Below are 22140 nucleotides of genomic sequence, written 5' to 3'. Positions count from 1 at the left end.
CGAGACGTCCTCTGGGGCCGATGCCACCGACGACTCAGGGTCCGCCTCTGCTGCACAGGAGATCGTGACCTCAGACCCGTCGTCCGCCCTAATCACACACCCGCCTCGGATCGCCGCGCATCCGCAGGGGCTTTTCAAGTCCTCGAGGCCGGATGCCCCTACTATCGGGTGCTAGTAGTTGCCCTAGGATGGCAACCGCCAGGTAAGAGTGATAGGTGGGCATCGGGTCCACGCCTCCTTCGGGGGAAGGATCGACAGTGTCTTGTCAGCGGCGTCGTCGGGCGGCCTGATTTTGCTTGCTGCATCGTCGCGTCCCGCTTGTCGTCAGCCGTCAGCACGTCACGCCGCACGCTGGGCACTGCGGGTGTGGCTGGCGTTGTTTCCGGCCCTCGTCGTGGCGCTCGGGTTTGCTTCGCCTGCCGCCGCGCATTTCAAGCTGGTCAGGGCCGTTCCGGCCGACGGCGCGCGGATCGATGGCACGGTTCGGGAGATCCGGCTGACGTTCAGTGCCGCCGGCACACCCACGGGTGCGGGTTTCAAGCTCTCCGACGGCATGGGCAACGCCGTGCCTGCGGGCAGTCACACGCCCGACGAGGGCCGCACGTGGTTGGTCCACCCGGGCACTCCCCTGACTGCCGGCACGTTCCACCTGCGGTGGAGCGTCGCAGCACCCGACGCACATCCCCTAACAGGTGTAATCACCTTCGCGGTGGCCTCACCGCCGGGGACGCCGGGAGTGACACCCACACCCCACCCGACGGGCAGCCCGCACGCGCATGCCGGCCACTCTGGGATGCCCTCGACTTTGCCATCGGCGCATCCACGGGGACATGCGGTTGCCCACCCGAGCGATACGGAGCCAGGGCCAAGCATTGTCGGTGCCGTTGGCCGTTGGCTGTGCTACGGCGCGATCCTGCTTGGTGTCGGCGGTCTCGTCTTCGCCCTGACGACATTGGTCGGCACCCGTAGCGACATCCGGGTGGTCCAGGTGTGGGTGCGTTCGGCCGGGCTGGTGGTAGCGGTTGGGGCGTCGCTGGAGTTGGCGGCGTTGGCCGCGGCGTTCAGCGAGCAGGGCACCTTCACCTCGGGCGCCGGTACGCCGGCGCTGGCCGCGCTGAGTCGGACTCCGGTAGCTGCCGGCCTGGTGCTGCGGCTCATGGGCGCGGCCGGTCTATTCGTGTCCGGGACGCTGGAAGCGGCGTTGATCCGGGGACGTCATGCTGTGGGTCGTCACTCGATACCGACGGTCGCCGCAATTCCGACGACCTCACGGTCCTTGGTTGTGGCGGTGGCAGGGGGCGATGCGACGAGTGGGGCGGCTCAGCGCGTGCGAGCGCGGGCTGTTCGCCCGGTGCTGCTGGGCGTCACGGTGATGCTGTTACTGGGCTCTTTCCTCCTCGATGGGCACACCGTCACCGCCGAGCCGCGAGCGGCCGTTGTGGTGGCCGATCTGGCCCACACCATCGCTGCCGCAGTGTGGGTCGGCGGGGTCCTCCTCCTGGCCGTCCTGCTGCTGGGTCGTGCCCGGTCGGGCGTGCCGACGGGCGCTGCGGAGATGGCAGTGCGCTTTTCCATTCCGGCCAGCGCCGCGGTCGTGCTCACCGGCGTGGCGGGCGCTGTTCTCGCACTGCTCATCCTGCAGCGGCCGGCACATCTCGTGAGCACCAGTTGGGGTCGGGTGCTCCTGGTCAAGGTCGCGATCGTCGCGGCGGTTGCACTCGTCGGGCTCTACAACAGTAGGCGCGTGGTACCGAGGTTGGACGATCGCGCCGCGGATGGCACCCGACAACTGCGGCGCACGGTCGTGGCCGAGGCGTTCCTGATGATGGCTGTGGTGGTCGCTACCGCGATTCTGGTGAATTCCGAAACCTAGGTGGAGTCGTCATCGGCCGAGGCTGGTCGGCCTACGGAGGCGATGACCGTTGGAGTCGTGCAACCCCCGGGCGCCGGCGGCGGCTGTGCCGCGCCGGCGCCCGGCGTGTCGCGACGACGGCCAGATCAGCCAACGTGTACCGGCTCGCTGGTCTCGGCCGGCTCCCGCTTCTCCGACCGCAGGGTGAGTCCGGCGGTGACGGCGCCTGCGGCGGCGATGATCCCGGCGCCGAGGAATGCCGCGGAGTAGCCGTCGGTCAGGGCGGCAAGGTCGCCGAGCCGGTCGGCACCGGCGGCGGAGGCCACGGCGGTCATCGCGGCTAGACCGAGCGCGGAGCCGACCTGGTAGCTGGTGTTGACGATGCCGGAGGCGAGTCCGCCCTCCTCGGGCCGGGCGCTGGAGATGGCCGTGCCGAGTGAGGGGATGAACGCCAGCGACATGCCCAGCGCCGCGACCAGCGAGGCGGGCAGGACGTCGACGGTGAAGGTGCCGTTGGGGCGGACCAGGGCGAGCCAGCCGAGTCCGACGGCGAGGACCGCGAGGCCGGTGACGACCATGGGCTTCGCGCCGAACCGGGCGATGGCCCGCGGGGCGATGGTGATCATGCCGATCATGATGAGGATCGTCATCGGCAGCAGCGCGGCGCCGCTGGGGAAGGCGCTGTAGCCGAGGACCTGCTGCAGGTAGAGGTTGAGGAAGAACCACATCGGGATCCACGCGGCCCCGAGGAGCAGTTGGGCGATGTTGGCGGCGGCGAGGTTCGGGGCCCGGAAGATCGACAGCCGCATCAGCGGCTCGCGGCGGGCCGCCTGGATGGCGACGAACGCGGCCAGCGCGACGACAGCGCCGGCGAGGACCAGCCAGGTCTGCCCGGAGGCCCAGCCGACTTCGGGGGCGCGGACGATGCCGTACACGGCGGCGCCGAGACCGACGGTGACCGTGAGGGCGCCGAAGACATCCAGTGAGCCGCGGCGGGTACCCCCGGCGGGCATCAGGAGCGGGGTCGCCAGCAGCGCGAGGGCCGCGATGGGGAGGTTGATGTAGAAGACCCAGGGCCAGCTGACGTACTCGGTGATGACGCCGCCGAGGAAGACTCCGGCGGTGCCGCCGGCGGGTGCTGCGGCGCCGTAGAGGGCGAGGGCCCGGGTGAGTTCCCTGGGCTCGGCACCGAAGAGCATCATCAGCAGGGTCAGCGCCGACGGGGCGATCAGCGCCGCACCAGCACCCTGGACGGCGCGGGCGGCGAGTTCGACGGCGACGCTGTCGGCCAGGCCCGCAGCGGCGGAGCCGATGAGCAGGACGAGCCAGCCGGCGGCGAACATCCGGCGGGCGCCGAGCAGGTCGGACAGCCGGCCGCCGAGCAGCAGCAGGCCGCCGAACGCGACGACGTAGGCGTTGAAGACCCAGGACAGGTTCTCGGGTGAGAAGCCGAGATCCGCCTGGATCCGTGGTAGGGCGACACCGATGATCGAGGTGTCCATGATGACCATGAACTGGGCCAGGGCGATGAGCCCGAGGGCCCACCAGCGCTTCGAGGTGGACGACATGACAGCCACTCCTTCAGGTACCCCTAGGGGGTATAGGTAGTGGCAAGTTTGTACCCCCCATCGGTATCTACCGTCAAGTGATCCGGATGACATCCCCAGCGCGCCGCTGGATTAGCCGAGATCTTGAGACAGATACCGGGGAGGGGTATCTTCAGTCCTGTGGGACGGCATACAACCGACCGTCGCCAGGACGGGGCCTTGCGCACCGTCACGCCATCGTCTGCGACACCGAGGAGATTCCATGTGCGGCAATGAATCGAGCTGCGGCTGCGGCACCGTCACGATCGACAGCGCCCCGGCAGCCCAGAACACCAGCAGCGGCGCCCGGAGCACCTACCAGGTGTCCGGCATGACCTGCGGCGGATGCGCCAAGAAGGTGACCGGGCACCTCTCCGAGATCGCGGGCGTGACTGACGTTCAGGCCGACGTGGCCACGGGCACCATCACGGTGCTCAGCGAGAACCCGTTGGACACCGCCGAGGTCCGCGCGGTCGTGCAGCGAGCCGGCTACCAGCTCGTGGACTGAGCCGCGGGCATCCCGCATCCCCAGGGCGCTGGTGGGTGCCCTGGGGATGCAGCCTTGCCATCCGTCCCGGCGACGAGGAGAACGAGTTGACCATCAACGATCAAGCCCGCCAGGATGAGCTCGTCGTGTACGGGACCGGCTGGTGCCCGGACGTGCGACGCAGCCGAGCGCTGCTCGACGCCGCCCGCGTCCCGTACGTGTACGTAGACGTCGATGAGGACCAGGCCGCGACGCACCTGATCCGTGGTCTGCAGCAGGGGCAACGCCGCATTCCCACCCTGGTCTGGCCGGACGGGAGCTTCCTGGTCGAGCCCACCGACGACCAACTGCGCGCGCACCTGGCCAGCAACCGCCATCAAACTGGTGGCCTCGCCAGCTGACGCCTCCACCGCGCCCGCCGGAGTCCGCGCCGCCTAGAGACAGGTGATGACTGCGGCGAGCATGCCGATGCCCACGGGCGCCCCGAGGGCGACCGCGGCGAAGGCGGTCCGAGTCGCGAGATTGCGGCCGTGGGGGGTACGCGACTGAAGCCGCTGCAACCGGATCCCCACCTCTCCCCCGGCCATCGACAGGGCGGACGGCGGGTGGGGCGCACCAGCGAAGCTCAAGAGCGCATCTCGCACAGCCGCCTGGCCGCACTCCCTTACGGCTGCGGCGTCCGCGCGCAGCTCGACGAGCAGGCGGACCGCCGTGGGTGCTTCCCGCGTCAGCGGCAGCCAGGGGACGGCCGACGCGAGCCCTTCCACGGCGGACACCAGCAGGTGGTGGCGCTCGCGCAGATGGGCCCGTTCGTGGCTCAGCACCGCGGCGAGCTGATCCGCCGGCAGGTCTCGGGTGCAGCTGGCGAGGACGGTCAGGCCGCCGGAGCCGCCGAGGCTGTACGCCAACGGGGTGGCGTGCGGGATCCACAGCACCGCCCTGGCACCGGGCTCGGCCGCGCCGCCGGAGAGAGTCAGCAGATCCGCGTGAGCGCGTCGGGCGCGACATGCCGTCCGTGTGCGGCGGACGCACGACGCGGCAAACTTCATGAACGCCGCGAACATGGTCAGAGCGCCCGCCGCCCCGAGGACCTCGCCGAGGGCCTGCGGGCGACTGGGCTGCGCCCAGTGCCAGCACAGCCGGGCGAGGTCATGCAGTGCCCACTCGTGGGCGGCGCCCGGGGCGAGCAGCACGGCGACGGCGACGCCGAAGGTGGCCGTCACGGCGACGATCAGCCCGAGCCAGCCGAGCAGCACGGCGACCGGGTCGGCGACGTGGCGGAAGCAGAATCGCAGCGCGACGGGCCCCCACCAGGCGGCGGCCACGACACCAGCGACCAGTGCCAGCGCGACGCTCACGCCCCGGGCTCCCGCTCGTGCAGCACCTGCTTGAGGATGTGCAGTTCCCGATCCGAGGCCGACCTGGCGAAATGCAGAAGCACCAGGTCGGGGTCCGTACTGGTCTCGAGCACCTGGCGCAGCGTGCGAGCGGCGATCTCCTCACGGCTGCCGGCGGGGCGATAGCGGTATGCCTTGCCATCCTTCTCCCGCGCCGCCCAACCCTTGCGGTGCAGGTTGTCGAGCACAGTGAGCACGGTCGTGTAGGCCAGAGCACGGTCGGCGGTCAGTGCGTCGAGGACCTCTCTGACCAGCAAGGGCTGGTCCGCCCGCCACAGGACGTCCATGACCGCCGCTTCGAGTCTGCCCAGCTCTGCCACGTGCGCTCCCTTCGTGCCCGCAAGGGTACGCGGGGCGGCCCGCCAGGCCAGCAGGGCGTGCCGGAACCGTGACGGCTGGCGAGCGCAGAGTCCCGATACCTCAGGAGCGTCCCGCTGTCCCAGGACGACCTCAATGGTGGCCCATATTCACGAGAGGCGAAAAAGTTGCATTCCGCAAGCCCGAAGACCTGTAAGGCCACCGCCGGCCGGGTGGAGGTCTGCAACTCCGCCTACGGCAACAACGGCTGGCTCGGCATCGCCTCGATCTCGGTCACCGGCGGCACCCACATCACCCAGAGCCCGTGAAGCTGAACGACACCTACTTCAACACCGCCCAGTACAACACGCCGGCGTGGCGCAACCTCGCCACCTGCCAGGGGGTCGGCCACACCTTCGGCCTGGACCACCAGGACGAGAACTTCAACAACGCCAACCTCGGCACCTGCATGGACTACACCAACGACCCGAGCACCAACCAGCACGACTACGACGAGCTGGTGACCATGTACTCGCACGTCGACTCGACCAGCACGGTTGGCTCCGCGCCGGCCAACGCGTCGGGCGGCAACTCCCCGGAGTCCTGGGGCACGCTGGTCAGCGGCTCGCGCGCTGACCGGCACTCCACCTACGTCCGGCACTTCGCCGACGGCACCATGGTCTTCACCCACGTGATCTGGGCCTGATCGTCGGGTCGACCGCGGTGGAGGGATCCGTCGTCGGATCGCCGAGCCGCATCGTGGCCCCTCGCCAGAACGGCGAGGGGCCACGGTGCTGGTCAGGCCGAGTAGCCGCGCGAGGCGGACCAGTTCGCCAGGTCCGCAGCCGAGATCCAGTAGGTGCCGTCGCCGACGGGCTGCCAGGGATCGGCGATCTTGAGACGTCCTCCGTCGCTGTCGTAGCCGACCACGGTCAGGTAGTGCCCGACGGGGAAGGACCGGGTGATGCCTTCGGCGTCCACGGCGGTACCGATGACATTCACCACCGGGATGCGCTGCTCGTCGATGGCCTTGGTGAGGTCGGTCCTGAGCCGGGTCACCTCGTCGGCGCTGGCCGATTCGTTGGGAATCTCCACGGTCTTGTACATCTGCCTGCCCAGACTGTCGTTGAGCACGCGGGTGATCTCGAAGGCCGAGGCGGTGCCGGCGAAGGTGGTGCCGAGCTCGCTCGCCAGCTTGTCCTGGTCTTCCATCTTTCCTTGCGCGCTCAGTGCGATCCGCGTGGAGGCAGGACCGCAGTAGTAGATGTTGGGCTGCGCCTGGAACGTGTAGTCGTTCACCTGCTTGGCAGAAGCTGCTCTGGCTGTCGCCGCGGCAGCCGGGGCGGCATAGGCAGCTGTCGCCGGACCTGCGGCGATCATGCCGGCAAGAGCCACTCCCGCTGCGGCCACGCATTTTCTCACCATGGCAAAGTTGTGTGTGTGGCTGACCGAAAGCCGTCGGGCAGGGTTGTTCATGTATCGCCTCTCCTCGGGGAGCCGCGGCGGTCACGGACCACTCACCGCTCTTCTCGGGTCGGCACGCGCCTGCGAGCCGGATGTGCGCATGCCGGAGCGTCCGGCTCCGGCATGCGGTGAGCACAACTTGGCGGCACGGGGCCCACATTCCACCCGTGAGTCCTCGGCCACAGGGACACAGCACTCAACGGCCCAGCAAGGGTCCGGCCGGGCTCGAAGCAGAGTTCGGGCCCGGCCGGACGGGTACGTGCCTACAGGCGGTCGAGGATCTTCTGGAGGGTCTGCACCTCCGCCGCCTGGTCCGCGGCGATCTTGGCGGCGAGAGCCTTGGCGTCTGGGTTGCTGCCGTTGGCCTGTTCGGTCTTGGCCATCTCGATGGCGCCGTTGTGGTGGGCGATCATCATTTCGGCGAACTTCTTGTCGAAGTCGGTGCCCATGGCGGCGGTGAGGTCAGCCATCTCCTGGTCAGACATCATGCCCGGCATGTCGGAGTTCATCCCCGGCATGTCATGACCGGGCGAGGCCGACATCCCCGGCATGTTGTGGCCGCTGGGCGCAGACGTGGGCTTGCCCCACGCCGTCAGCCAACCCTTCATGGTGGTGATCTCGGGATCCTGGGCGGCCTTGATCTTGGCGGCCAGATCCTTCAGCTCCGGGTCCTTCGCGCGGCTCGGGGCGAGGCCGGCCATCTCGACGGCCTGCTGGTGGTGCGGAATCATCATCTGGGCGAACATGACGTCCGCGTCGTTGAACGTACCGTTCGCCGCGGACGAGGCGCCGGTCGACGGGCTGCTGCTGGCGTGGTCCATGCCGGCCATGTCGTCGCCCCCGCCGCAGGCGGCGGTGACGAGCAGAGCAGACAGGGCGACACCGGCAAGGGCGGTCCGGCGCAGGATGTTTCGCTTCATCGAGTGAATGGTCCTTGTCGCTAGTGGTTGGCAGAGGGTCCTGTGCTGGGGAGCCCGGCGGCCCCGAGGGTCTATGTCCGCAGGACCGACACCGCGGTCATCTGCAGTCCGAGGCGAGGTCGGGATGGAGGGTCGTATCCCCGACCTCTCGTCCAGTGCCGGGCGCGTGCGGATAAAGGCAGATCCCGTCGGCATCGCCGGAGCATCGACAGGGAGGCGAGGACGACCGCCGCGCCGAGCACCGCCAGACATACGGCGAATGCGTCGACGCCGTGACCGTGGCCGTCCGAGCCGCTGGGGCTGCGCTCCCCTGCCGGCGCTACGGGTGCGTGGTGCAGGTCCGCCATCGTGCTTTCGACGCCGGAGCCTCCGAGATAGGGATGGTGTCCGACGGTGTGCATACCGAGAACGCCGAAGGCCAGGGCGACGAGCAGCATCAGCCGCAGGGGCGCGTGCTGCTCCGGCCCGCTCGACGCGCCCACCTTCGCGCTTTTCATGCTGTACCAGGATAGTCGGTGCAAATCCGCCTGCCGGAGATCGAGGTCCGCGGACGCCGCGTCAAGGGGTCAGGTTCGGGATGTCGAACCAGCTGAACGGTGGCCACGGCAGGTTGCGCAGCACGGTGCTGTAGAGCAGGAAGGCGGCACCGTAGACCCAGTAGACGCGGGGCGAGAACCGCAGCGCGGGCAGCTCCCGCCCGAACCAGGCGACGCCGGCCCAGCGAATGCCCGCGTAGAGAAGGAAGGGAACGGCGATCAGGGCGGCCAGGTGGTGGCGGGCCGCTTCGAGGAGGTCGCCGTGCAGCAGGTAGTAGAACATCCGGGTGCCGCCGCAACCCGGACCGTTGATGCCGGTCATCGCGTGCCAGAGGCAGGGGCCGGTGGGGTCGGCGACCCGGTCGGTCGGATCGAAGCGAAGAACGAACGCCGCCGCCGCGCCGACGGCACCGGCCAGTGCGAGAGTCGCCGCGCGCTGCGTCGCGCGATGGGGGGAACCCGCCACCTGTCGCATCGCCACCTCCTCGTGTGCCAGGAGAGGACACGTGCCGAGAGGGGCAGGAGCGAGTGATCCCGACACGCGTCTACTAACCGCGCATAGTAGTTGGCACGCCTGGGCACCCTGCCGAGGGGACCCGCACCAAGGAGATCAGCGGTGGCATCTGGTCGCCCAGCGGCGGAGCCACCCGGGACACTCCCGTGGCCCTCACCGTGGGCGGGGATCGGCTGTTCGTCGCGAGGCCAACGGGTGACGTAGGGCTCCGCGCCGACTCGGGAGCCGGTGGCAGCCGCAGCAGACGGGCCTGACGTAACGGCGGTACCCCTCCCCCACCGCCCCCTAAGCTGAAGCAGTACGGACCCCTCACACCCCCACCCCGTGCGTACGGAGGTGACGTGTGACCGGCGGTGAGGACCCCATAGCCGACCAGGCGCCGGGGACGGCCGTGCTGACGGCGCGGGGCCTGCGCAAGTCCTACCGTCGGGGACCGTTCCGGCGGCGTCAGCCCGTGCTGCGTGGGGTGGATCTCGACCTGGGGCCAGGTCAGGTGGTCGGGGTGATCGGTGAGAACGGCTCGGGCAAGAGCACCCTGATGAAGATCCTGGTCGGCGCGCTGCGCGCGGACGCGGGGACGGTGACGCACCGCGGGCGGATCGGCTACTGCCCGCAGAGCCCGCAGCTGTATCCCCGGCTGACCTGCGACGAGCACTTCGATCTGTTCGGCCACGCCTACGGCATGGCCGAGGAGGAGGCGGAGCGGTCCCGGCAGTCGCTGTACGACCAGCTGGGCTTCCCCCGGTACGCCCGCACCCGCGCCGAACGGCTCTCCGGCGGAACTCTGGCCAAGCTCAACCTCGCGCTGGCCCTGCTGCCGGACCCGGAACTGATGCTGCTCGACGAGCCCTACGCGAGCTTCGACTGGGACACGTACCAGAAGTTCTGGGACCTGGTCGGCGAACGCCGGCGGGCCGGCCGCAGCGCACTGGTCATCAGCCACTTCGTCGTGGACGAGGAACGGTTCGACCGGATCGTGGCCATCACCGACGGCCGGGTGGCATCCCGGTGACCGTCCTGGCGTTCGTGCGGCGGTTCCTGGCCGACTACGCCCGCAACCGGGTGAACCTGCTGCTGCTGGTCGTCGTACCCGTCGTCTTCGTGGCGGTGGTGGCGGGCACCCTGGCCGACGCAGCGCGGATTCTCGGCGGTCGCGGCGGCGCGGCGGTCGAGAACGCCACCGCCGCGTGGTCGGCGGCGTTCCTCTCCGGCATCGGCATGTACTTCCAGAGCGCCGCCACCCGCGACACCGACCAACGGGTGGTGCTGGCCGGCCTGCGGCCGGCACGCATGGTCGCGGCCCGGCTGCTCACCGGGCTGGCGCTGGCCGTCCTGGTCAGCGCGATCGCGTTGGTCACACTCGCGCTCCGGACCGGTATCGACCGCCCGGGGCACGTGGTGGTCGGCACACTCATGGCGGCGGTCATCTACGTCGCCATCGGCACGGCCGTGGGAACGCTAGTGAGCAACCCGGTCAACGGCTCGGTGGTGGTGCTGTTGATCTGGATCCTGGACGTCTTCCTCGGCCCGGCGATGGGGGCCCAGGAGCGGGTGGGCACCCGGATACTGCCGACGCACTTCGTCACCTCGTGGATGGTGGATCTCCCGTCCGGGCACGCCGGCCGGCTCGGCGACATCGGCTAGGCCCTTGTGTGGACCGTCGCGGCGGTCGCGGTCGCCTGGACCCTCGCGGTGCGGCGTACCCGCCGCGCCGGGCAGCCCCGTCGCCGGCAGCGGCCGGGCGGGTGGCGGGCCCAGCTTGCGGGCGCCGGCCGGGCGGCGTGGCGCGACGCCCACCGCAATCCGGCCCTGTGGGCGCTCTACGTCGCGGTGCCGGTGATCTTCATCCTGCTGGCGGACGCGATCACTCCCGACCAGCCCATCACGGTGACGGTGCGGGAGCACGGCCGGCGGCTGGCCGGGAGTTACCCGATGCCCGAGGTGCACGGGGCGACGATGGCGCCCATCGCGGTCGCCTCGCTGGCGGCGCTGGCCGGCCTGTTCACGCTGTTGGACAGCCGCGCCGGCGACCGCCGCGCGGCCCTGGCGGGGTTGCGTCCGGCGGCGTTGCTGGCCGGCCGGCTCGGGGTGCTCGCCGCCGCGGCGTTGCTGGCCACGGTGGTGTCGCTGGCCACCACGGCGTCGGTGTTCGACGCGGTCCGCTGGCCGGTGTACGCCTCCGGGAACATCCTGGTCGCCGGCACGTACGCGCTCGTCGGTGCGCTGCTCGCGCCGGTCTTCGGCCGGGTCGGTGGGGTGTTCATGGCGTTCCTGCTGCCCTTCCTCGACCTCGGCATCAGCCAGAGCCCGATGCTGCGCTCCCAGCCCCCGTCCTGGGCGAAGGCGCTGCCCGGCTACGGCAGCGTCAGGGTTCTCCTCGACGGCGCGCTGACCCGGGGGTTCGACGAACTCGGCGCGCTGGTGCTGGCCTCCGGGTGGATCGTGGTGCTGTCCCTGGCCGTCGCGGTCGCCTACCGGCGGTCCGTGTCGCCGCCCGGATCCCTCGTGCCGGCTCTGGCCCGGCCGACGGCAAGCCGGCCGGGCCAGAGCGGGACGTTCAACGGCGTCCGGGGGTGAGACGGACCCGTCGGAGCAGTTGTGCGTTGAGCGCCACCACGATGGTGGAGGCGGACATCAGCACCGCGCCGACCGCCGGGCTGAGCGCCACGCCCGCCCACGCCAGCGCGCCGGCCGCGACGGGGATCGCGACCACGTTGTAGCCGGCCGCCCAGGCCAGGTTCTGCACCATCTTCCGGTAGGACGCGCGGGACAGCCGGATCACGCCGGTGACGCCACGCGGGTCGGAGGAGGCCAGGACGACACCGGCGGACTCGATCGCCACGTCGGTGCCGGCGCCGATCGCGATGCCGACGTCGGCGCGGGCGAGTGCCGGGGCGTCGTTGACCCCGTCGCCGACCATCGCCACCGTCAGGCCACGCCCTTGCAGGTCGGCGACCGCGCGGTCCTTGTCCGCCGGGAGCACCTCGGCGAACACCTCGTCCACACCGGGACGGAAGCCCAGGTCGGCGGCGACCGCCTCGGCGACCGGGCGGGCATCTCCGGTGATCATCACGATCTTCTTGACGCCCTGGTCCCGAAGCTCGGTGATCGCCTCCCGGGCTTCCGGCCGGACCTCGTCCTCCAGTGCGAACGCGCCGATCGTTTCGGGTCGGCCGTCCGTCGGCAGCCGCAGAAGATGCAGGACGGCCGCGCCGCGGGCCGACCAGCGTGCGCTGGCGTCCGCCAGGTCCGCGGGCACAGTGGCGCCGAGCTCCCGCAACAGCGCCGGACCGCCGACCGCGTAGGACGTGCCGTCGACGACGGCCTGGACGCCGCGTCCGGTCAGGGAGCGGAAGTCCCGCGCCGTGGCAACCAGATCGCGCCCCTGGGCTGCCCGCACCAGGGCCCGGGCGAGCGGGTGCTCGCTGTCGGCCTCCACCGCGCCGGCGACCCGCAGCACCTCGTCCTCGGTGAGCCCGGCGGTGGCGGCGGTGGCGGTGACGGTGTGGGCGCCCTTGGTCAGGGTGCCGGTCTTGTCGAACAGCACCGCGTCCACCCCGCGCATGCGTTCGAGCGCCATGCGGTCCTTGACCAGGATGCCCGCCTTCGCCGACACCGCGGTCGACAGAGCGATCACCAGCGGGATGGCCAGCCCGAGGGCGTGCGGGCAGGCGATCACCAGAACCGTCACCGTACGGACCACGGCTTCGTTGACGTCGCCCAGTGCCCACCAGGTGCCGAAGGTGATCAGCGCGGCGGCGGTGGCGAGGTAGAACAGCCAGGCGGCGAACCGGTCGGCGAGCACCTGCGCGCGGCCGGCGGACGCCTGCGCCTGGGCGACGAGCCGGCTGATGCCGGCCAGGGCGGTGTCCTCGCCGACGGCGTCGACGCGGACCCGCAGGGTGGAGTCGGTGGCGACGGTGCCGGCGACCACCTTGTCGCCGACCGTACGGGGCACGGGCCGGGACTCGCCGGTGACCATGGACTCGTCGAGTTCGGCGGCCCCGTCGACGATCCGTCCGTCGGCGGGAACCCGGCCGCCGGAGCGGACCAGGACCAGGTCGCCGACGCGCAGGTCGCCGGCGGGCACCCGGTGCGGCTGCCCGGCGTCGTCGAGGCGTTCGGCGTCGTCGGGCAGCAGGGCGGCGAGGGCCGCCAGGGCGCCCTGGGCCTGCCCGATCGCCTTCATCTCCTGCCAGTGCCCGAGCAACATGATGGTGACCAGCGCGGCGAGTTCCCACCAGAAGTCGAGGCTGAACGCACCCAGGCTCGTGGCCAGCGAGGCGGCGTACGCGACGGTGATCGCCATCGCGATCAGCAGCATCATGCCGGGAGCCCGGTCGCGGACCTCCCGAACGGCGCCGGCCAGGAACGGCCAGCCGCCGTAGGCGAAGACCAGGGACCCCAGGACGGGCCCGACCCAGGTCATGCCGGGGAAGTCGAGGGTGTAGCCGAACCAGTCCATGATCATGTGGCTGGTGGCGACGATCGGCACGGTCAGCGCCAGGCTCAGCCAGAACTTGCGCCGGAACTGCTCCGGGTCGTGCCCGGCGTGCTTGTCGTGTCCGCCGCCGTGTCCCCCGTGGTGGTCGTGGTGCTGGGGCTGATCCGGCGGGCGACGCTCTGGCGTGTGATCTGCGTGCCGCTCGGCGACGTGGCCGTGAGCGGGGTGCGGGTGCTCGGGTGCCGTCGCGAGCGGGGCATGGTGGGTGTCGTGGCGTGTCATGAGGTCCACCTCCGCCTCGAACATATACCCCTAGGGGGTATAGGGCAAGGCTGCTGGTACGTGGTCTTGAGCGCTTCCTGTTACCGCTACCCGGAGGGGGTAGGACCTTCGACCGTACGGCCGGGGCCGGTAGGCGCTGCCGCCCGGCGGAACCCGGGAGCAGGCTCGGTTTGGGAGCTACGAGAAAGGAGACCGGTGATGAGGCGACATCTGCCGTTGTACGTGACCGCCTTGGTGATCCTCATCGCGGGGGCGCTGGCGATCGGCGTGCCGGCACGTTCGGTGGCGTACGGGCTGCTCGCGCTCGCCTGCCCGCTGATGATGCTGTTCATGCACGGCGGCCACGGTGACCACAGCGGTCACTCCGGTGGCAGCGAGCGCCGCGGCCCGTCGGAGACGAATTCGTCGGTCAGGTGAGCCGGCAGCGGCGACGGGTATGCCGGCGACGCCGTCAGGTCCAGGAGAACAGCAGGGTCCGACAGCGGAAAGGACGTGACCCACATGCATGATGGCAACGGTTGGTTCTGGCCGATGGGTCTGATGATGGTCGGCTGGCTGGTCCTGGCCGTGATCATCGTCGCGGCGGTCTGGCTCACGGTCGGCACCGGCCGACGCGCGACGGACCACGGCGACTCCGCCCGGCGGATCCTGGCCGAGCGCTACGCCCGTGGCGAGCTGGACGACGAGGAGTACCGCCGCAGGCTGGACGGGTTGCGCTGACGGGCCTCCCCCACGCGCTTCGTCAGCTGCCTGCGGCGGGCCCTGCGCCGGGCAGGGCGACGGTGAACATCGCGCCCCGGCCGGGGCCCTCACTGGCGGCGGTGATCCTGCCGCCGTGTTGGGTCACGATAGCGCGGGCGACGGCCAACCCGATGCCCGATCCCCCGTGCTCGCGGTCCCGGGCGGCGTCCGCCCGGTAGAAGCGTTCAAAGACGTGCGGCAGGTGCCGCGCGTCGATGCCGTCTCCCGTGTCGGTGACGCTGACGCGCACCTCGTCGGCAGCCCGGGTGGCGTGCACGCTGACGCGCCCGGTCGGTGGGGTGTGGCGCAGGGCGTTGTCGAGGAGGTTGCCCAGCACCTGCCCCATCCGTACCGGGTCGGCGTCGACCACTCCGACGTCCGGTGCCACCTGCTCGTGCAGGGTGAGGCCCTTCGCCGCGTACCGGGGCCGGGCGGCGGCCACGGCAGCGCTGACCAGCTCACCGACGGCGACCGGTCGGGGGCGCAGGTCGAGTTGGTGCTCCTCTGCGCGGGACACCGCGACGACGTCCTCGGCCAGACGGCGCAGCCGGGTGGTCTGCGCCCGCAGCACCGTCCAGGTGTCCTCGCCCTCGACCGCGATCCCGTCCTCGGCCGCGTCCACGTACGCCTCGATGGTGGCCAACGGAGTACGCAGCTCGTGGCCGAGGTCGGCCAGCAGACGGCGGCGGGTCGCCTCCGCGTCGGCCAGCCGGGCGGCCATCGTGTTGAAGGCGGCGGCGACCGTGTCGAACTCCGGACCGAGGCCGGGACCGTTGACCCGTGCCGCGTAGTCGCCCCGGCTGACGTCCGCGGCGGCGGTCGCCAACTGGGTGACCGGTCGGGCAAGGCGGCGAGCCAGGTAGGCGCTGACGGCGAGGGCGGCGAGCAGCGATACGGCGATCGCGACCCCCAGGGCGAGGGCGCTGGCCGAGGCGTACGCCTGCTCGACGTGATGAGCGGTCCCGGGGTCGACCGGACCGGTCACCCGCCTCAGATGGCTCCGGAAGATCGCCGGCCCGACCACGGCCGCCACCAGGCCGAGGGTTCCCGCGCCGACCAGCACCACGAGGGCCTGGGCGGCGAGAAGCCGGCCCGGCAGTCCCAGTTGTCGTCTCATCCCCGCCCCATCCGGTAGCCGATGCCGCGGACGGTGCGGATGAACCGGGGCCCGGCGGGATCGTCGCCGAGCTTGCGGCGCAGGTGGGCGATGTGCACATCGACGAGGTGCTCGTCGCCGACCCAGTCGGCACCCCACACCGCGTCGATGAGCTGCCGGCGGCGCAGCGCCGTGTCCGGCTGCGCGGACAACGCGGCAAGCAGGTCGAACTCCGTCCGGGTGAGTTCCACGGGCTGCTCGTCGACGTACACCTCACGGCCGGCCAGGTCGACCCGCAGCCCGCCGACCGTCCGGGTCGACTGCTCCGCGGCCGGGGCCACGGCGGCGCGGGGACGGCGCAGCATGGCGCGGATCCGGGCGACGAGTTCGCGCGGGCTGAACGGCTTGGTCAGGTAGTCGTCCGCGCCGACGCCGAGGCCGATGAGCTTGTCGACCTCCTCGCTGCGGGCGGTGAGCATGACCACGTAGCAGTCGGTGAACGTGCGGATCTGGCGGCAGACCTCGATGCCGTCCAGGCCCGGCAGGGCGAGGTCCAGCACCACCACGTCGGGCCGGTCCCGCCGGGCGGCCGCGACCGCCGACCGGCCGTCGAAGACGCAGCTCACCTCGTGACCGTCGCGCTCCAGATAGCTGGCGACGACCTTGGCCAGGCTGCGCTCGTCGTCGACCACCAGCACACGTACACCCATGGGCCAATCCTGCCCTGCCGGTCAGGCCGGGCGGACCCAGGTCACCGGCGATCGCTCATGAAGATTCACTGAAGAAAGCCGTGCGACGTGGCCGTCGGCCCGCGGCGAAGGTCAGGCTGCAGACAGGGTTCCTCGCAGCCGAAGGAGCAGCCATGTCCCCCACCCTCACCCGCCGACGACTGCTGGCCGGAATCGCCGGCACGGTCGGTATCGCCGGCACGGCCGGCGCCGCCGCCTGGGCCGGCGGGCTGTTCGACCCCCGTCTCGTGGCTCCGGGCGGGGACCTGGTGGCCCGGACCGAGGCAGCGCGACGGCGGGCCGGCGCCCGCACCGTGTCCGCGAGGCTCAACCCGCGCCCGGTCACCCTCGACCTCGGCGGCCGGCAGGTGCAGACCTGGGGCTACCAGGATTCCGCGCCGGGTCCGCTGCTGCGCGCGCGGGCCGGCGACGTGCTCCGCGTCGAGGTGGCCAACGGTCTGGCCACCGAGACGAGCGTGCACTGGCACGGCGTCGCGCTGCGCAACGACATGGACGGCGTGCCCGGAGTGACCCAGCGGTCGATCGCTGCGGGCGGAACGCACACCTACGAGTTCACCGCCCCTGACCCGGGCACCTACTTCTACCACCCGCACTCGGGAGTCCAGCTCGACCGCGCTCTCTACGGTGTGCTCGTGGTCGACGACCCGCACGAGGCCGGCCGGTACGACCAGGAGTGGATCGTGGTGCTCGACGACTGGGTCGACGGCACCGGCCGCACACCCGACGACGTGTTGGCGTCGCTGCAGTCGATGGGCGGCCACGACGACATGGCCGGCATGAACGGCATGGCCGGCATGGAGCACGGCGGCATGAGCGGCATGTCGATGGGCGGCATGGAGAGCATGACCTCGCCCCTGCTAGGTGGGGCAGGAGACGTGGTCTACCCGCACTATCTGATCAACGGCAGGGCACCGGACGCCCCGGTGACGTTGACCGGTCGACCGCGCCAGCGGGTGCGGATCCGCCTCGTCAACGCCGCCTCCGACACCGCGTTCCGGATCGCCCTCGGCGGCCACCGTCTCACCGTCACCCACACCGACGGCTTCCCCGTCACCCCCACCACCTGCGACGCCCTGGTGCTCGGCATGGGGGAACGGGCGGACGTCACCGTGGACCTCGGCGACGGCGTCTTTCCCCTGGTCGCGGTCGCCGAAGGCAAGAGCGGCCAAGGCGTGGCCGTGGTCCGCACCGGCGCCGGCAGCCCGCCGGCCGCGACTGTCCACCCTGCGGAGCTGGACCTCCGAGTGCTGCTCACCGGCGGCCTGAGCCCTGCCGACGCCGTCAAACTGGAGCGCCGCAAGGCCGATCGGGTGCACCGCCTGGAACTGGGCGGCTCGATGATGCCCTACCGGTGGACCATCAACGGCACCACCACCGACAAGCTCGACCCGCTGCTGGTCGGCCAGGGCGAGCGGGTGCGGCTGGAGTTCGTCAACCAAAGCACGATGTTCCACCCCATGCACGTGCACGGCCACACGTTCGCCGTCACCGACACCGGCGTCCGCAAGGACACGGTGATCGTGGTGCCGAAGCAGACCGTCGCGGTCGAGTTCGACGCGACCAACCCGGGCCAGTGGATGACCCACTGCCACAACATCTACCACGCCGAGACCGGCATGATGATCAACCTGGCGTACCAGGAGTAACAGCCTGACCTATCCCCCGGGGTGACAGGAGGCTCCCGCGGCCTTCGGCCATGGGAGCCTCCTGTCATCGACCGACGGTTCAGGTGACGCGGCGGAAGCCGGCGACCGGCATGTAGGTGATGCTCAGGACGTTGACCGGCTTACCGGCCCGCGGCGCGTGCACCATCAGGCCGTTACCCAGGTACAGCCCCATGTGGTGCAGGTCGCTGAAGAAGAAGATCAGGTCGCCGGGGCGGGCGTCGGCCCGGGACACCGGCCGACCCTCGTTCCACTGCGCGCCGGTGAAGTGAGTGAGCGAGATACCCGCGGCCTTGTAGGCGTACTGGGTGAGCCCAGAACAGTCGAAAGCGTCCGGGCCGTCGGCCCCCCAGACGTACGGGTCGCCGACCTGCTGGCAGGCGACGCGGATCGCCGTCTGCGCGGCGCTGCTGACCACGCCGCTGATAGTGGGGCAGCCCGTTACCTTCACCGTCGTCTTCGGCAGCGACGCGGTCAGGCGTTTGATCTCGGCGTCGATCTGCTTCTTCTTCGCCGCCAACTCGTCCTGCTGCTTGACCTCCGCGGCGATCAGCTCGTCCAGCTTCTTCTTCTGCGCCTGGTACCGGTCGCGGACAGCCAGCACACCGGCGATTTCCTGGTGCTGCTGGGCCGCAAGCCGGTCGAGGATCACCAACTGTTCGGCGAGGGTCCCAGGCTTGGTGCTCACCAGAAGGGCACCCAGTTCCTGCGAGGGGCCCCGCACATAGTACCGGGCGGCGATAGCGCCGACCCGGTTCATCGCCAGCGCGGACTCCAGTTCCAGCGGGGCCATCTTCTTCTCGAGGTCCGCCGCCTTCTTCTGGTTGACCTTCAGCTGGGCCCGCACCTTGTTGAAGCCTTCGATGGTGGGCTCGAGTTGTTCCCACTGCTTGTCGATCTGCGCTTCGATCTCGTCCGCCGAGGGCGCGGCGTGGACCGGTGCCGCCAGGAGCCCGGCGCCGAGCGCAGCGGCCGCGAGCAGGACGAGTGCACGGCGGGCCAGCCCGCCGCGACGGACGGGCGGGTGGCTCGCGGGGGGACGGCGAAGGGGCAGGGATGCCACCAGCACGGACTCCTTCTGGCCTTGGGAAGCGGGCGGGGCTGCGCGGTAGCGGCCCCACCCGCGGCGGGTTCGCCCACATCCTTACCTACTATTGGCCGATAGTTGAAGAGGGGACGGCCCGAGCAGCCAAAGTGTCACCGAGGGCTAGCGGCTGACCACGTACCAGAGCGGTCCGGCCACCAGCCCCAGCGCCAGGCTGACGGCCGACGCGAGGATGGCCGTCCGCGCCGTGACGCGCCGCAGGACGGCCTCGGAGGTCACCGCCGAGTCGCCGGGCTCTCGGTACACGGGAACGATCCAGCGCAGGTAGTAGAAGAGGCTGAGCACACTGTTGACGAACACGACGACGGCGAGCCAGGCGTACTCGCCGTCCCAGGCGGCGGTCGCGGTGGTGAGCTTGCCGACGAACACCGCCGTCGGCGGGGTGCCCACCAGGCCGAGGAGGGCGACCAGCAGGGCCGCGGCGAGCCCCGGCCGCCGGTAGGCCAGGCCCCGGAAGTCGGTGAGGTCGCGGTGCTCCGGAAGGGCGGCGGTGACCGCGAACGCGGCGATGTTCGTCACCGTGTAGCCGGCCAGGTACAGCAGCAGCGACGGCAGTGCCAGGTCGCTTCGTCCAATGGCCACGATGGGCACGAGCAGGAACCCGACCTGGCTGACGGTGGACCAGCCGAGCAGCCGGCGTGGGTCCGATTGCCAGTAGGCGGCCAGGTTTCCCAGGGTCATGCTGACGGCTGCCACGACAGCCACCGCGACCGCCCAGGACACGGAGGTGGGAAGGACGCCGGCGAGTCGGAAGACGGCGATCAGCGCGCCGATCTTCGGAACGGTGGTCAGGAACGTCGCCGCGGTGGCGGAGGTGCCCTGCGCGGCGTCGGGCACCCAGAAATGCGCGGGTACGCCGCCGGCCTTGAACATCAGCCCTGCGAGGAGAGCCACCGCAGCGACCGCGACCGCCCCGCGGGGCATGTCCGGCAGGCGCTGCGAAAGTTCGGGATAGGTGGTGGTGCCGGACAGGCCGGTCAGCACGGTGACGCCCAGCAGGAGCAGGATCCCGAACAAGGCTCCCAACAGGTACGTCTTCAGCGCGGCTTCGGCGCCGGCAGCGGTGTGGGCAAGACCGATCAGCGCGTAGAGCGGGATGCTGGCGAGCAGGAACCCGACGGCGAGGGCGAGCAGGTCGTTCGCCCCGGCCAGCAGCACCGCGCCGGCGGTGGAGAACAGGAGCAGGCTGTAGGTTTCGCTCTCCCGCGCGGTACCGGAGATCTCGTCGGCCGCGATCGCCAGGATGAGCAGGGTGCCGGACGCCGCGAGGATGCGGGCGATCCCGGTGGCCGTGTCGACGGCGAACGAGTTGTCAAAGGCGCTCGTCGCCGGCTCGCCCAACTGGATCGCGGCGACGACGATCGTGGCGACGAGCACGACGGCGGTGAAGATCCGGATGATCCACTGCCGGTGGCGGGGGACGAAGGAACCGCCGATCAGAGCGGCGAGGGCGCCGCCGGCGAGCAGCATCTCGGGGACCAGCAGCAGCGGTCGCATCATCTCCGTTTCCACCGGTCACCGCCCGAGCAGGCCGACGACGGCGTGGGCTGCCGGTTCGATGACGTCGAGCAGCGGGCGCGGCAGCACCCCAATCAGCAGGGACAGCAGCAGCAGCGGCCCGACCGACCAGAGTTCGCGGGCGCGCAGGTCGGTGAACCCGATGGACCTGCCGGTGGTGTCGCCGGTGAAGACGCGTTGCAGCGCGCGGAGGAACAGCGCCGCGGTGATCAGGATGCCGAGCACGGCGACGGCGGTGACCGGTGCCGCGGCGACGCTGCCGGTGAAGATCTGGAACTCGGCGATGAAGCCGGAGAAGGCGGGCAGGCCGAGGGAGGCGAACGCACCCACGGCGAACAGCGCGGCGAAGGTCGGCGCGGGCGCGCCGAGCCCGCCGAAGTCACGCATGTCGTAGGTGCCGGCGCGGTCCCGCAGGACGCCGGCGAGCAGGAACAGCGCCGCGGTGATCAGGCCGTGGCTGACCATCTGGGTGACCGCCCCGACGACCGCCACGCCGCGAGCCTGGGCGGTGTCGGCGGCGACCAGGCCGGCCACGCCGACGGCGAGGACGATGTAGCCCATGTGGTTGACCGACGTGTACGCGATCATGCGTTTGACGTTGGACTGGGCCAGCGCGACGAGCGCCCCGTAGAGCACCGACACGACGCCGACGACGACGACCACCCAGGCCCACGCCCTCCACGCCTGCGGGAGCATCGGCATGGCGATGCGGACGAAGCCGTAGGTGCCCATCTTCAGCAGCACCCCGGCGAGGACCGCCGAGCCGACGGCCGGTGCGTCGGTGTGTGCCGGCGGCAGCCAGGTGTGGAAGGGCACGGTCGGCGTCTTCACCGCCAGACCGAGCAGGATCGCCGCCAGCACCAGCCCACCCGCGACCGGCCGGCCCTGCAACGGCGGCGTGGCGACGAGTTCCGGCATGTCGAACGTGTGCGGGGCGGCAGCGACGTACAGGCCGATGAACCCAACCAGCAACGCGAGGGAGCCGAGGAAGGTGTAGAGGAAGAACTTCAGCGCCGAGTGTGCCCGGTTGCCATGGCCCCAGCCGGCGATGACAAAGTACATGCCGACGATGGACAGATCGAAGAAGACGAAGAACAGGACCAGGTCGGCGGCGACGAACAGACCGAGGCTGACGCTCTGCAGGAACAGAAACAGCGCCGCCTGCCCTCGGGGCCGGTGTCGCTCGTGCAGTGCGTACACCGCGCAGGCCAGGAAGATCACGGCGGTCATCACCACCAGCGGCAGCGAGAGCCCGTCCACACCGATGTGGTAGCTGCTGTTCACGCCGGGAATCCACGCCGCCCGCTCGGCGAAGGCGAGCTCACCGGTCGGCGGGGTGTGGTAACGCCACCAGACGACGGCGATCAACGCGAGATCGACGGCGGTCACGGCGATCCAGGTCCAGCGCGCCGCGGTGTCTCCCAGCCGCGGCAGCGCGACCAGTGCCACCGCTGCGAACAGGGGAAGGAAGACAATCACGCTGAGCAC

24 protein-coding genes are annotated in these 22140 nt (G+C 70.8%); 11 read left to right on the top strand and 13 right to left on the bottom strand.

What is annotated here, in order from left to right; all coding sequences use genetic code 11:
- Nucleotides 1-262: 262 nt before the first annotated feature.
- On the top strand, nucleotides 263-1873 hold the full coding sequence (locus ML5_RS21160) for a copper resistance CopC/CopD family protein (protein ID WP_227457212.1): 1611 nt from the start codon (nucleotides 263-265) through the stop codon (nucleotides 1871-1873).
- Between the two features lie 125 nt (nucleotides 1874-1998).
- Here the strand turns inward: ML5_RS21160 and ML5_RS21155 are convergent, their stop codons facing one another.
- On the bottom strand, nucleotides 1999-3420 hold the full coding sequence (locus ML5_RS21155) for an MFS transporter (protein WP_013476082.1): 1422 nt from the start codon (nucleotides 3418-3420) through the stop codon (nucleotides 1999-2001).
- A gap of 241 nt (nucleotides 3421-3661) precedes the next feature.
- On the opposite strand from ML5_RS21155, the gene ML5_RS32895 reads away from it, so the two are divergent.
- On the top strand, nucleotides 3662-3946 hold the full coding sequence (locus ML5_RS32895; protein WP_013476081.1) for a heavy-metal-associated domain-containing protein: 285 nt from the start codon (nucleotides 3662-3664) through the stop codon (nucleotides 3944-3946).
- Between the two features lie 86 nt (nucleotides 3947-4032).
- Nucleotides 4033-4326, top strand: coding sequence for a glutaredoxin domain-containing protein (locus tag ML5_RS21145; protein WP_227457211.1), 294 nt, complete (start codon nucleotides 4033-4035; stop codon nucleotides 4324-4326).
- A 33-nt stretch (nucleotides 4327-4359) separates the two neighbouring features.
- Here ML5_RS21145 and ML5_RS21140 read toward each other — a convergent pair whose 3' ends face one another.
- On the bottom strand, nucleotides 4360-5283 hold the full coding sequence (locus ML5_RS21140) for a M56 family metallopeptidase (RefSeq protein WP_013476079.1): 924 nt from the start codon (nucleotides 5281-5283) through the stop codon (nucleotides 4360-4362).
- The gene (locus ML5_RS21135) at nucleotides 5280-5642 is read right to left on the bottom strand and encodes a BlaI/MecI/CopY family transcriptional regulator (RefSeq protein WP_013476078.1); all 363 of its coding nucleotides are present in this window, start codon (nucleotides 5640-5642) and stop codon (nucleotides 5280-5282) included. Before ML5_RS21135 ends, ML5_RS21140 begins: the two co-directional genes overlap by 4 nt.
- A 165-nt stretch (nucleotides 5643-5807) precedes the next feature.
- Between ML5_RS21135 and ML5_RS32405 the strand changes: the two genes are divergently transcribed.
- Both ML5_RS32405 and ML5_RS21130 read left to right on the top strand, forming a co-directional pair.
- A complete protein-coding gene (locus ML5_RS32405) occupies nucleotides 5808-5948 on the top strand; it encodes a hypothetical protein (RefSeq protein ID WP_168168220.1) in 141 nt (46 codons plus the stop codon).
- The gene (locus tag ML5_RS21130; RefSeq protein ID WP_049800113.1) at nucleotides 5945-6325 is read left to right on the top strand and encodes a hypothetical protein; all 381 of its coding nucleotides are present in this window, start codon (nucleotides 5945-5947) and stop codon (nucleotides 6323-6325) included. The genes ML5_RS32405 and ML5_RS21130 overlap by 4 nt, the downstream gene beginning before the upstream one ends.
- A 92-nt stretch (nucleotides 6326-6417) precedes the next feature.
- Here ML5_RS21130 and ML5_RS21125 read toward each other — a convergent pair whose 3' ends face one another.
- From ML5_RS21125 to ML5_RS21115, 4 genes are all read right to left on the bottom strand, one after another.
- On the bottom strand, nucleotides 6418-7095 hold the full coding sequence (locus ML5_RS21125) for a C39 family peptidase (protein ID WP_013476077.1): 678 nt from the start codon (nucleotides 7093-7095) through the stop codon (nucleotides 6418-6420).
- A 251-nt stretch (nucleotides 7096-7346) separates the two neighbouring features.
- Complete coding sequence (locus ML5_RS21120) at nucleotides 7347-8003, bottom strand: DUF305 domain-containing protein (RefSeq protein WP_013476076.1); 657 nt, start codon at nucleotides 8001-8003, stop codon at nucleotides 7347-7349.
- A 71-nt stretch (nucleotides 8004-8074) separates the two neighbouring features.
- Nucleotides 8075-8500, bottom strand: a complete 426-nt coding sequence (locus ML5_RS31610) for a hypothetical protein (RefSeq protein WP_083816952.1) — start codon at nucleotides 8498-8500, stop codon at nucleotides 8075-8077.
- Nucleotides 8501-8561: 61 nt separating this feature from the next.
- Complete coding sequence (locus ML5_RS21115; protein ID WP_013476075.1) at nucleotides 8562-9014, bottom strand: DUF2752 domain-containing protein; 453 nt, start codon at nucleotides 9012-9014, stop codon at nucleotides 8562-8564.
- A 382-nt stretch (nucleotides 9015-9396) separates the two neighbouring features.
- On the opposite strand from ML5_RS21115, the gene ML5_RS21110 reads away from it, so the two are divergent.
- Genes ML5_RS21110 through ML5_RS32570 form a run of 3 tightly spaced genes read left to right on the top strand, consistent with a single transcriptional unit; the run spans nucleotide 9397 to nucleotide 11630 of the window.
- The gene (locus ML5_RS21110) at nucleotides 9397-10065 is read left to right on the top strand and encodes an ATP-binding cassette domain-containing protein (RefSeq protein WP_013476074.1); all 669 of its coding nucleotides are present in this window, start codon (nucleotides 9397-9399) and stop codon (nucleotides 10063-10065) included.
- Nucleotides 10062-10697, top strand: a complete 636-nt coding sequence (locus ML5_RS32575) for an ABC transporter permease (protein ID WP_201766706.1) — start codon at nucleotides 10062-10064, stop codon at nucleotides 10695-10697. Before ML5_RS21110 ends, ML5_RS32575 begins: the two co-directional genes overlap by 4 nt.
- Nucleotides 10698-10703: 6 nt before the next feature.
- A complete protein-coding gene (locus tag ML5_RS32570) occupies nucleotides 10704-11630 on the top strand; it encodes a hypothetical protein (protein ID WP_201766705.1) in 927 nt (308 codons plus the stop codon).
- Here ML5_RS32570 and ML5_RS21100 read toward each other — a convergent pair.
- Nucleotides 11611-13779, bottom strand: a complete 2169-nt coding sequence (locus ML5_RS21100; protein WP_085983677.1) for a heavy metal translocating P-type ATPase — start codon at nucleotides 13777-13779, stop codon at nucleotides 11611-11613. The two genes, ML5_RS32570 and ML5_RS21100, sit on opposite strands and share 20 nt — an antisense overlap.
- Before the next feature lie 198 nt (nucleotides 13780-13977).
- Between ML5_RS21100 and ML5_RS21095 the strand changes: the two genes are divergently transcribed.
- Together ML5_RS21095 and ML5_RS21090 are read left to right on the top strand one after the other, a co-directional pair.
- On the top strand, nucleotides 13978-14196 hold the full coding sequence (locus ML5_RS21095) for a DUF2933 domain-containing protein (protein WP_013476072.1): 219 nt from the start codon (nucleotides 13978-13980) through the stop codon (nucleotides 14194-14196).
- A gap of 84 nt (nucleotides 14197-14280) precedes the next feature.
- Entirely contained in the window at nucleotides 14281-14499 is a 219-nt protein-coding gene (locus ML5_RS21090; protein ID WP_013476071.1) for an SHOCT domain-containing protein, read from the top strand.
- A gap of 22 nt (nucleotides 14500-14521) precedes the next feature.
- On the opposite strand, the gene ML5_RS21085 is transcribed toward ML5_RS21090, so the two are convergent.
- Nucleotides 14522-15637 carry a cell wall metabolism sensor histidine kinase WalK gene (locus tag ML5_RS21085; protein ID WP_013476070.1) on the bottom strand — a complete coding sequence of 372 codons (1116 nt, stop codon included), beginning with the start codon at nucleotides 15635-15637 and terminating at the stop codon, nucleotides 14522-14524.
- Nucleotides 15634-16326, bottom strand: coding sequence for a response regulator transcription factor (locus tag ML5_RS21080; RefSeq protein ID WP_013476069.1), 693 nt, complete (start codon nucleotides 16324-16326; stop codon nucleotides 15634-15636). The genes ML5_RS21085 and ML5_RS21080 overlap by 4 nt, the downstream gene beginning before the upstream one ends.
- A gap of 152 nt (nucleotides 16327-16478) precedes the next feature.
- Between ML5_RS21080 and ML5_RS21075 the strand changes: the two genes are divergently transcribed.
- Nucleotides 16479-18011, top strand: coding sequence for a multicopper oxidase family protein (locus ML5_RS21075; RefSeq protein WP_013476068.1), 1533 nt, complete (start codon nucleotides 16479-16481; stop codon nucleotides 18009-18011).
- A gap of 79 nt (nucleotides 18012-18090) precedes the next feature.
- Here the strand turns inward: ML5_RS21075 and ML5_RS21070 are convergent, their stop codons facing one another.
- The 3 genes from ML5_RS21070 to ML5_RS21060 all read right to left on the bottom strand — a co-directional run bounded on the left by ML5_RS21070 (nucleotide 18091) and on the right by ML5_RS21060 (nucleotide 22140).
- The gene (locus tag ML5_RS21070; protein ID WP_013476067.1) at nucleotides 18091-19092 is read right to left on the bottom strand and encodes a C40 family peptidase; all 1002 of its coding nucleotides are present in this window, start codon (nucleotides 19090-19092) and stop codon (nucleotides 18091-18093) included.
- 144 nt (nucleotides 19093-19236) lie between these two features.
- Nucleotides 19237-20646 (bottom strand): NADH-quinone oxidoreductase subunit N, encoded by a 1410-nt coding sequence (locus tag ML5_RS21065; RefSeq protein ID WP_030271518.1) that lies wholly within the window; start codon nucleotides 20644-20646, stop codon nucleotides 19237-19239.
- Nucleotides 20647-20649: 3 nt separating this feature from the next.
- Nucleotides 20650-22140 (bottom strand): NuoM family protein, encoded by a 1491-nt coding sequence (locus ML5_RS21060; RefSeq protein WP_013476065.1) that lies wholly within the window; start codon nucleotides 22138-22140, stop codon nucleotides 20650-20652.

Origin of the sequence: Micromonospora sp. L5 (assembly GCF_000177655.2) — a bacterium.
GTDB classification, from domain to species: Bacteria; Actinomycetota; Actinomycetes; order Mycobacteriales; family Micromonosporaceae; genus Micromonospora; species Micromonospora aurantiaca.
Note: the sequence above shows the minus strand (reverse complement) of the source record. Positions and strands in the feature narration are given on the sequence as shown.

Bases quoted from the DNA above. Each gene is read 5' to 3' on its own strand.
- ML5_RS21085 (WP_013476070.1), bottom strand. From the start codon at position 15,637: ATGAGACGACAACTGGGACTGCCGGGCCGGCTTCTCGCCGCCCAGGCC.
- ML5_RS21115 (WP_013476075.1), bottom strand. From the start codon at position 9,014: ATGCGACAGGTGGCGGGTTCCCCCCATCGCGCGACGCAGCGCGCGGCG.
- ML5_RS21080 (WP_013476069.1), bottom strand. From the start codon at position 16,326: ATGGGTGTACGTGTGCTGGTGGTCGACGACGAGCGCAGCCTGGCCAAG.
- ML5_RS21120 (WP_013476076.1), bottom strand. From the start codon at position 8,003: ATGAAGCGAAACATCCTGCGCCGGACCGCCCTTGCCGGTGTCGCCCTG.
- ML5_RS21095 (WP_013476072.1), top strand. From the start codon at position 13,978: ATGAGGCGACATCTGCCGTTGTACGTGACCGCCTTGGTGATCCTCATC.
- ML5_RS21155 (WP_013476082.1), bottom strand. From the start codon at position 3,420: ATGTCGTCCACCTCGAAGCGCTGGTGGGCCCTCGGGCTCATCGCCCTG.
- ML5_RS21125 (WP_013476077.1), bottom strand. From the start codon at position 7,095: ATGAACAACCCTGCCCGACGGCTTTCGGTCAGCCACACACACAACTTT.
- ML5_RS32895 (WP_013476081.1), top strand. From the start codon at position 3,662: ATGTGCGGCAATGAATCGAGCTGCGGCTGCGGCACCGTCACGATCGAC.
- ML5_RS21075 (WP_013476068.1), top strand. From the start codon at position 16,479: ATGTCCCCCACCCTCACCCGCCGACGACTGCTGGCCGGAATCGCCGGC.
- ML5_RS31610 (WP_083816952.1), bottom strand. From the start codon at position 8,500: ATGAAAAGCGCGAAGGTGGGCGCGTCGAGCGGGCCGGAGCAGCACGCG.
- ML5_RS21100 (WP_085983677.1), bottom strand. From the start codon at position 13,779: ATGACACGCCACGACACCCACCATGCCCCGCTCGCGACGGCACCCGAG.
- ML5_RS21090 (WP_013476071.1), top strand. From the start codon at position 14,281: ATGCATGATGGCAACGGTTGGTTCTGGCCGATGGGTCTGATGATGGTC.